A 9,049-nucleotide genomic window follows, 5' to 3' on the forward strand; every position below is an offset into this window, starting at 1 on the left:
GTGTGGATCTCGTGTGTCTTGCCGGATATATGCGGATTATTGGCGATGAGCTGCTCACACGCTACAGCGGACGCATAATAAATCTGCACCCTGCGCTGCTACCTGCATTTCCGGGTGCCCACAGCATCCGGGACGCTTTCGAATATGGAGTCAAGATATATGGCATAACTATCCATTATGTGGACGAGACACTCGATGGCGGCAGGATAATTGCCCAGCGTGCCATCCCATATGAGGGTGAAGACATGACTGAACTTGAGGATATGATCCATGCGGAGGAGCATCGCCTGTATCCGGAAATCATAGCGCGTCTTCTTCAGAATTAATAAATTAAGAGAATATGAGAGCATTAATAAGTGTAAGCGATAAAAGGGGAGTGGTGGAGTTTGCCCGTTCCCTGCAAGAACTCGGTTGGCAGATAATCGCCACCGGCGGCACAATGACGCGGCTTCGCGAGAGCGGCATTGACGTTATCAACATCAGCGATGTCACAGGTTTCCCGGAAATCTGCGACGGTCGTGTGAAGACCCTTCATCCGAAGGTGCATGGCGGTCTTCTCGGTCGCCGCGACATCGCCGACCATATGGCGCAGCTTGAGGCAAACGGAATCGAGACAATCGAGATGGTGTGCGTGAATCTCTATCCTTTCGAGGCAACTATTGCCAAAGAGGGTGTGAGCATGGAGGATGCCGTGGAGAATATCGACATAGGCGGTCCTTCGATGCTCCGCAGTGCGGCAAAGAATTTCCGCGATGTCACCGTGGTCTGCGATCCTTCGGATTATGACACCATCCTTTCCGAAATCCGCGAGACGGGAGACACACTCCCTGAGACGCGTCTGAAACTCTCGGCAAAGGCGTATACCCATACTGCTCTCTACGATTCGCATATCGCGTCTTATATGCGCCGTCAGGCAGGTCTTGACGAGAAGCTTTTCCTCGCGTTCGATGAGGTTCAGAGCTTGCGTTACGGTGAGAATCCCCATCAGGCTGCGATGTTCTATCGTGCCGAGGAGGAGGTTCCCTATTCCGTTGCCTATGCAAAACAGCTTGGCGGCAAAGAGCTTTCATACAACAATATCCAGGATGCCAACGCGGCTCTCCAGATTGTGCGTGAGTTTGACGAGCCTTTTGCTGTCGGTCTCAAGCATATGAATCCCTGCGGCGCAGCCACAGGTAAGGATATAACCGAAGCTTGGACCAAGGCATACGAGGCGGACAAGGTAAGCATTTATGGCGGCATTGTGGCTGTTAACCGTCCTCTTGACGGGGAGACTGCAAAACTTATGAAGCCAATTTTCCTTGAGATCGTCATGGCTCCCGAATTTACTCCCGAGGCTCTCGAAGTGTTCGCTTCCAAGAAAAATCTCCGTCTGCTTCAGGTGAATATGTCGAAATCCGACAGCAGGCAGAAACAATATGTCGGCGTTACCGGCGGTCTGCTTGTGCAGGATGCCGACCTTGAATGCAAGGAAATCACGGAAGAGATGACTGTGACCGAGCGTAAGCCTTCGGCAGCGGAACTTGCGGATATGAATTTCGGCTGGCGTGTGGTGAAGCATGTCAAGTCAAACGCGATCGTGGTTGTTAAGAATGGCGCCACTGTAGGTGTGGGCGCAGGTCAGATGAACCGTGTGGGTTCTGCCGAGATCGCGCTTGAAGAGGCAAAAGCCGCAGGTCATACAGAGGGTCTTGTGCTTGCTTCCGACGGATTCCTTCCTTTTGACGATACAGTGGAGTTCGCCTCGAAATATGGTGTCACCGCCATTGTTCAGCCCGGAGGCTCTATCCGCGATGAGGATTCAGTCAAGAAAGCGAACGAGAAGGGTATTGCCATGCTCTTTACCGGCATGCGTCATTTTAAGCATTGATTATGAAAAAAGTTCTTGTTATAGGCAGCGGCGGCAGAGAACATGCAATCGTGGAGGCTCTGTCGCGCAGCCCGCAGGTTGATAAGATATATTGCGCGCCCGGCAACGCGGGTATTTCCGCGCTTGCGGAATGCGTGGGTATCGGCGTGGAGGATGTCGACGCTCTGGCGCGGTTCGCAGCGGAGAATGCCGTGGATCTGACAGTGGTTGGTCCGGAGGCTGCGCTTGCCGCCGGTGTTGCCGACCGTTTCGCAGAAGACGGTCTCCGTATTTTCGGTCCGACAAAGGGTGCCGCCCGAATCGAGAGCTCCAAGGAGTTCGCGAAGGAGATGATGGACAAATACAATGTTCCCACAGCCGCGTATCGCGTTTTCGATGAGTTCGGAGATGCGTGGGATTATGTAAGGAAGCGCCCTCTTCCTGCAGTAATCAAATATGACGGACTTGCGGCAGGGAAGGGAGTGGTTGTCGCCGCGACATATGATGAGGCGGAGGCGGCACTGCGCGATATGCTCCTTGACGCGAGTTTCGGCAAGGGAAGGGTAGTGGTGGAGGATTTCCTCTCCGGACCCGAGTTCTCGTTCATGTGTGTAGTGTCGGGCGAGAAGGTGTATCCACTTGCTGTGGCTCAGGACCATAAGCGCGCTTTCGATGGCGACAAGGGTCCCAATACCGGAGGCATGGGGGCGTATTCCCCGGTGCCGTTTATTTCCGATGCTGTGCGCGATGAGGCTCTGGAACGCATTATACGTCCTGTTGCCGCCGGTCTTGTCAAGGAAGGACTTCCTTTTACCGGTATCCTTTACGGTGGTCTTATTCTTACCGAAGAGGGACCGAAGGTGATAGAGTTCAATGCCCGTTTCGGCGATCCGGAGACTGAGGTAGTGCTTCCTCGCATGAAGAGCGACATATACGCTCTGTTCAACGCTGCCGTAGATGGGGAGGATTTCGAGATTGAGTGGAATCCAGAGGCTGTGCTCGGCATAGTGCTCGCATCCAAGGGGTATCCCGGCAGCTATGCGAAAGGTGAGGTGATAAAGGGTCTTGATAAAGTCGAGTCTTCCGTATACCATATGGGAACCGCCGCGAAAGACGGTAGTATTCTGACCGCCGGCGGACGCGTGATGATGGTCGTCGGCAAAGGTGCGGATCTCAAGGAGGCACGCGACAAGGTGCTTGCCGACATTGCCCGGATTGACTGCGCTTCGCTCTTCAGCCGCAGCGACATAGGCTATCAGGCAATCAAATCCTGACCGAAGGTTGTTAAATAACTTCTAAAAAACAAGAATAATCATGATAGAAAGATACGGGCGCGATGTAATGCGCCAGGTTTGGACAGAAGAAAACAAATTCAATGCCTATCTTAAAGTTGAGATCCTTGCTGCCGAGGCATGGAGCAAACTCGGTGTTGTGCCCGAAGAGGATGTGGCAAAGCTCAACGAGAAGGCTACTTTCAATATCGACCGCATAAAGGAAATCGAACTGCAGACCCGCCATGACATAGTGGCGTTTACACGCTGCGTGTCGGAGTCTCTCGGCGAGGAGCGCAAATGGGTGCATTACGGTCTCACCTCTACCGATGTGGTTGATACTGCCAACGGCTACCTGTTCAAGCAGGCTAACGCCATAATCCTCGAGGATCTGGAGAAATATATAGAAATGCTCGGTCGTCAGGCTGAGAAATACAAATACACCCCATGCATAGGACGCACACACGGCATACATGCCGACATTACCTCTTTCGGTCTTAAATGGGTGTTGTGGAGAGCAGAGATGCAGCGCAACCTCGAACGCTTCCGCGCCGCGGCGCGTGGCGTGGAGGTAGGCAAGATCAGCGGTGCTGTAGGTAATTTCGCTAATATTCCTCCGTTCGTGCAGGATTATGTATGCGAAAGACTCGGCATAGCTTCTTCGGATATCTCTACTCAGGTAATCCAGCGCGACCGCCATGCATGTTACATGGCTACTCTTGCCCTGATAGGCGCCAGCATCGAGCAGATGGCTCTCGAAATCCGTAATCTCCAGCGCACGGAAGTGCATGAGGTGGAGGAGTCGTTCGGAAAAGGGCAGAAGGGTTCAAGTGCTATGCCGCACAAGCGAAATCCAATATCAAGCGAGAATATGTGCGGATGCGCGCGCGTGCTCCGCGGATATATGATGACTGCTTACGATAATGTGGCTCTATGGCACGAGCGCGACATCTCACATTCGGCTACTGAGCGTATTCTTATGCCTGACGCAACCATACTTCTCGACTATATGCTCAACCGCATGATGGGCATTCTTGAGAACCTTGTGGTGTTTGAAGACAGAATGAAATCAAACATCTATCTCACCAACGGTGTGATATTCGCGCAGCGCGTCATGAATGCCCTTATAGAGAAAGGTTTCGTGCGCGAACAGGCTTACGACACGGTGCAGCCTGTGGCGATGCAGGCGATGGCTTCCGGTGCGGCATATCAGGATCTGCTCAAACAGAACGAAGTGGTGATGGGTGCGCTTACAGAGGAGGAACTCGACGCATGCTTCACTCTCGAATATTACATGAAGAACGTTGATTATATCTATCAGCGCAACGGACTCAAATAATAAAACAAAAGAAAAATCGAAGAATATGTCACAAAGATTAGTTGTAATCGGATCGCAGTGGGGCGATGAAGGAAAGGGGAAAATGACCGACTACTTCGCTTGTCGCGCTGATATGGTGGTTCGTTACCAGGGAGGCAACAATGCTGGACATTCAGTGGTGTTTGACGGCAAGAAATATTCGTTACAGAGCATTCCGTCGGGCATTTTCAACCCGCGCACTGTGAATGTGATGGCTAATGGTATGGTTGTCAATCCTGTTTCTGTTATCGCTGAGCTTGATCGCCTTCATCAGCAGGGTGTCACGGATTATCAGCTCTTCATCTCCAACCGTGCGGCTATGGTGATGCCCTGGCATTCAGCTCTTGACGGTGCTTATGAGAATATGAAGGGTGAGTCGCTCATCGGTACGACCAAGAAGGGCATAGGTCCCGCTTATTCCGACAAATACAGCCGTGTGGGTCTGCGTATGGGCGACCTGCTGGAGCCTGAGTATTTCGCTGAAAGGCTGAAGGCGGCTCTCGATGTGAAAAACCGCGAGCTGAAGATGCTCGGACTTCCTGAATTCGATTTCAAAGAGGTATACGACCAGTATATGGAGATTGCCGGAAAGATCGGACATATGATCACCGACACTTCGAAACTTATCAATGACACTCTTCTCACTGACGCGAAGGTGCTTTTCGAGGGCGCGCAGGGCATGATGCTGTGTATCGACCACGGCACGTACCCCTTCGTCACATCTTCCACTCCTTCGGCGGCAAGTGTGCCTGTAGGAGCGGGCATCTCTCCTAAATGGATTGATAATGTGCTCGGTGTGGCAAAGGCATACTGCACCCGCGTGGGTGAGGGTCCTTTCCCGACAGAGCTTTTCGGCGATATCGCACATGAAATCCGCGAACGCGGTCATGAATACGGCACCGTGACCGGCCGTCCGCGCCGTATCGGCTGGTTTGATGCCGTTGTGGCACGCTATGTCGCTCGCCTTTCCGGCATCGACAATTGGGCACTGATGCTTTTCGATGTCCTTTCAGGTCTTGACAAGGTAAGCATCTGCACCGGATATGAGTGCGACGGCGAGATTCTCGACACTCCCCCTTCCACAATATCGCGTCTTGCGAAGTGCAAGCCTGTATTGATTGAACTCGACGGGTGGAAAGAGGATATCACCGGTGCAAAGTCTTTCGAGGAGCTGCCGGAGGCGGCAAAGGCTTATGTGCGCAAGATAGAGGAGGTGACGGGCGTTCCTGTAGGCATGATATCCGTCGGTCCGGACCGCACCCAGACAATAACAGTAGCAAACGAACTCAAAAATTTCTGACACCATGAGTTTCATAGATGAAAAAGTAGTTCAGGAAGGGATGACATTCGACGATGTTCTCCTGATACCGGCATATTCTGAGGTCACTCCGAATATGGTGAGCCTTGCCGGACGTTTCTCACGCAACATCCCGCTCAATATCCCGTTTGTGTCTGCTGCCATGGACACGGTTACAGAGGCGGAGATGGCGATAGCTATCGCCCGTGAAGGTGGAATAGGTGTGATCCACAAGAATATGTCGATCGAGGCGCAGGCTGCGCAGGTGCGCAAGGTGAAACGCGCCGAGAGCGGCATGATCTATGATCCGGTGACCATCACCAAGGAGCAGACAGTAGGGGAGGCTCTCCAACTGATGCACGACAACCGTATCGGCGGCATTCCGGTCGTGGATGCAGAAAACAGACTAATCGGTATCGTAACAAACCGCGACCTCCGTTTCCAGCAGAACATGGAGCTCCCGATTGCCGAGGTTATGACAAGCGAGAAGCTTGTGACCACGGATAATCCCGACCTTGCCGAGGCTTCGCAGATACTTCTCAAGAATAAGATAGAGAAACTTCCCGTAGTGGACAAGGACGGACATCTCTTGGGGCTTATCACTTATCGTGACATCACCAAGATTCAGGATTACCCTTCTGCCTGCAAGGACAACAAGGGACGTCTGAGGGTGGCTGCCGGCGTTGGCGTGACGGGCGATACGCTCGATCGCGTAAAGGCACTCGTGGACGCTGGTGTCGATGCCGTTGTCATCGATACCGCCCACGGACATTCCGCCAATGTGACCAAGACTCTCAAGGCTGTCAAGGCGGCTTATCCCGGGCTTGACGTGGTTGTGGGAAATATCGCCACCGGCGAGGCTGCGCGTTTCCTTATCGAGGCGGGTGCCGACGGTATCAAGGTTGGTATCGGTCCCGGTTCCATATGCACGACCCGCATCGTGGCAGGGGTCGGAATGCCTCAGCTTTCCGCTATATTCGATGCGGCTAAGGTTGCACGGGAGTATGGTGTGCCGGTGATTGCCGACGGCGGTCTACGCTATTCGGGCGATATCGTGAAAGCTCTCGCGGCGGGCGGCAACTGCGTGATGTGCGGTTCAATGTTCGCCGGAGTGGAGGAATCTCCGGGCGAGACCATAATCTATAACGGGCGTAAATTCAAATCATATCGCGGAATGGGTTCTGTGGAGGCTATGGAGGCAGGTTCGAAAGACCGCTATTTCCAAAGCGAGAAGTGCGACTCAAGCAAGTTCGTGCCCGAAGGTATCGTGGCTCGCGTGCCATATAAGGGAACGCTCAGCGAGACTGTTTACCAGCTCGCAGGAGGTCTGCGCTCAGGCATGGGTTATTGCGGCGCTAAAGACATAGATGCTCTTCACAATGCAAAATTCACTCGCATCACTTCGGCAGGAGTGACGGAGAACCATCCCCACGATGTGACCATAACCAAAGAGGCTCCAAACTATTCAAGAGGATAATCATGCAGAAGATATTGATCATAGATTTCGGATCGCAGTATACTCAGCTAATTGCGCGCCGTGTGCGTGAGTTGAATGTATATTGCGAGATTCACCCTTTCAACAAGATTCCCGCTCTCAATGAGGATGTGAAGGGTGTGATTCTTTCAGGTTCTCCGTCGTCAGTGCGCGATGAGGATGCTCCCAAGCCGGATATAAGCGCTATAAAGGGGAAACTTCCCCTCCTTGGCGTCTGCTACGGCGCGCAGCTTCTCGCCAACGAATATGGCGGAGAGGTCGAAGGGGCTCCGTCACGCGAATACGGTCGCGCGATGCTTACAGTAATCGCGCCTGAAGACCCCCTCATGCTCGGCGTTCCCTCCCCGACACAGGTATGGATGAGCCATGGTGACACAATCACCCGCCTGCCGGAGAATTATCACGTCATCGGTTCCACCGAGAATGTCCGCGCAGCCGCATATCATATAGAGGGAGAACAGACTTGGGGGATACAGTTTCATCCCGAGGTATATCACTCCACCGACGGAACCCGCATCCTTTCAAACTTCGTTCTCGGCATATGCGGATGCGACGGCTCATGGAGTCCGGCATCATTCATCGAGACTACAGTCTCCGAGCTTAAAGAGAAACTCGGTGACGAACGTGTGATACTCGGACTCTCCGGAGGTGTCGATTCTTCCGTGGCGGCAATGCTGCTGCACAAGGCAATCGGCGACAGACTCACATGTATATTCGTCAACAACGGACTGTTGCGTAAAAACGAGTTTGAGGACGTTCTCGACTCCTATAAGCATATGGGGCTTAATGTTGTCGGCGTAGACGCGTCAGAACGCTTCTATGAAGATCTGAAAGGCGTTACGGATCCCGAACGCAAGCGTAAGATAATAGGCAAGGACTTTGTCGAGGTTTTCAATGCCGAAGCAAAGAAGATTGAAAACGCACGCTGGCTTGCACAAGGCACAATCTATCCCGATGTGATCGAGAGTTGTTCCGTGAAAGGTCCGTCAGCGACAATCAAGAGTCACCACAACGTAGGCGGTCTGCCCAAAGAGATGAATCTCAAGATAGTAGAGCCATTGAGACTACTCTTCAAAGACGAAGTGCGCAGGGTAGGCAAAGCAATGGAGATGGATCCCCGTCTGCTGGGTCGTCATCCATTCCCCGGTCCCGGTCTGGGCATCCGCATAATCGGAGAGGTAACTCCCGAGAAAGTGCGTATTCTTCAGGAAGCCGACAAAATTTTCATCGACGGTCTTCGTGAAGCCGGGCTCTACGGTCAGGTATGGCAGGCAGGAGTGATGCTTCTGCCCGTGCAGAGCGTCGGAGTGATGGGAGACGAACGCACCTACGAGAGCTGTGTCGCGCTACGCGCCGTAGTCTCCACCGACGGCATGACCGCCGACTGGGTGCATCTCCCCTACGAATTCCTTGCCAAGACCTCCAACGAGATCATCAACAAAGTTCGCGGCATCAACCGCGTTGTCTACGACATCTCCTCCAAACCGCCGGCAACAATCGAGTGGGAATAAAAAGACTCGATTGGTTATTGGCAGTCGACAACCAATTGAACCGCTGCTACGCAGCGGCACCTGACAGCTTCGCGAAGCACCCGGCTTCGCGAAGCTGTCTGTTTCTGACACTCATTCGTTCAGCCTTGTGCTTTGCCCCTATAGATTAGCGCTTAAAGTCCCGATTCGAGAATTAAAGAGGATTGTCCCTGGTCGCAGAGCAGAGATGTCGCACAGCAGGGAGGGTTGCAGAGAGGTGGAGTGTTTAGGTGCCGATTAGGTGTGTCGGT

7 protein-coding genes are annotated in these 9,049 nt (G+C 53.0%); all 7 read left to right on the forward strand.

What is annotated here, in order from left to right:
* The coding region (locus tag JX312_RS05265) for a formyltransferase family protein (RefSeq protein WP_304504958.1) at window positions 1-326 on the forward strand (326 nt) is incomplete at its 5' end.
* Between the two features lie 14 nt (window positions 327-340).
* Entirely contained in the window at window positions 341-1,870 is a 1,530-nt protein-coding gene (gene purH, locus JX312_RS05270; RefSeq protein ID WP_123403123.1) for a bifunctional phosphoribosylaminoimidazolecarboxamide formyltransferase/IMP cyclohydrolase, read from the forward strand.
* 2 nt (window positions 1,871-1,872) lie between these two features.
* Window positions 1,873-3,123 (forward strand): phosphoribosylamine--glycine ligase, encoded by a 1,251-nt coding sequence (gene purD / locus JX312_RS05275; protein ID WP_204457290.1) that lies wholly within the window; start codon window positions 1,873-1,875, stop codon window positions 3,121-3,123.
* 40 nt (window positions 3,124-3,163) lie between these two features.
* Window positions 3,164-4,459 carry an adenylosuccinate lyase gene (gene purB / locus JX312_RS05280; RefSeq protein WP_204457291.1) on the forward strand — a complete coding sequence of 432 codons (1,296 nt, stop codon included), beginning with the start codon at window positions 3,164-3,166 and terminating at the stop codon, window positions 4,457-4,459.
* 25 nt (window positions 4,460-4,484) lie between these two features.
* The gene (locus JX312_RS05285; RefSeq protein ID WP_123403417.1) at window positions 4,485-5,777 is read left to right on the forward strand and encodes an adenylosuccinate synthase; all 1,293 of its coding nucleotides are present in this window, start codon (window positions 4,485-4,487) and stop codon (window positions 5,775-5,777) included.
* 4 nt (window positions 5,778-5,781) lie between these two features.
* Window positions 5,782-7,251, forward strand: a complete 1,470-nt coding sequence (gene guaB, locus JX312_RS05290) for an IMP dehydrogenase (RefSeq protein ID WP_123403117.1) — start codon at window positions 5,782-5,784, stop codon at window positions 7,249-7,251.
* A 2-nt stretch (window positions 7,252-7,253) separates the two neighbouring features.
* On the forward strand, window positions 7,254-8,780 hold the full coding sequence (gene guaA, locus JX312_RS05295; RefSeq protein WP_204457292.1) for a glutamine-hydrolyzing GMP synthase: 1,527 nt from the start codon (window positions 7,254-7,256) through the stop codon (window positions 8,778-8,780).
* Window positions 8,781-9,049: the final 269 nt, after the last annotated feature.

This window comes from Barnesiella sp. CU968 (genome assembly GCF_905219685.1).
GTDB lineage: Bacteria > Bacteroidota > Bacteroidia > Bacteroidales > Muribaculaceae > Lepagella > Lepagella muris_A.

Bases quoted from the DNA above. Each gene is read 5' to 3' on its own strand.
- purH (WP_123403123.1), top strand. From the start codon at position 341: ATGAGAGCATTAATAAGTGTAAGCGATAAAAGGGGAGTGGTGGAGTTT.
- purD (WP_204457290.1), top strand. From the start codon at position 1,873: ATGAAAAAAGTTCTTGTTATAGGCAGCGGCGGCAGAGAACATGCAATC.
- guaB (WP_123403117.1), top strand. From the start codon at position 5,782: ATGAGTTTCATAGATGAAAAAGTAGTTCAGGAAGGGATGACATTCGAC.
- purB (WP_204457291.1), top strand. From the start codon at position 3,164: ATGATAGAAAGATACGGGCGCGATGTAATGCGCCAGGTTTGGACAGAA.
- guaA (WP_204457292.1), top strand. From the start codon at position 7,254: ATGCAGAAGATATTGATCATAGATTTCGGATCGCAGTATACTCAGCTA.
- JX312_RS05285 (WP_123403417.1), top strand. From the start codon at position 4,485: ATGTCACAAAGATTAGTTGTAATCGGATCGCAGTGGGGCGATGAAGGA.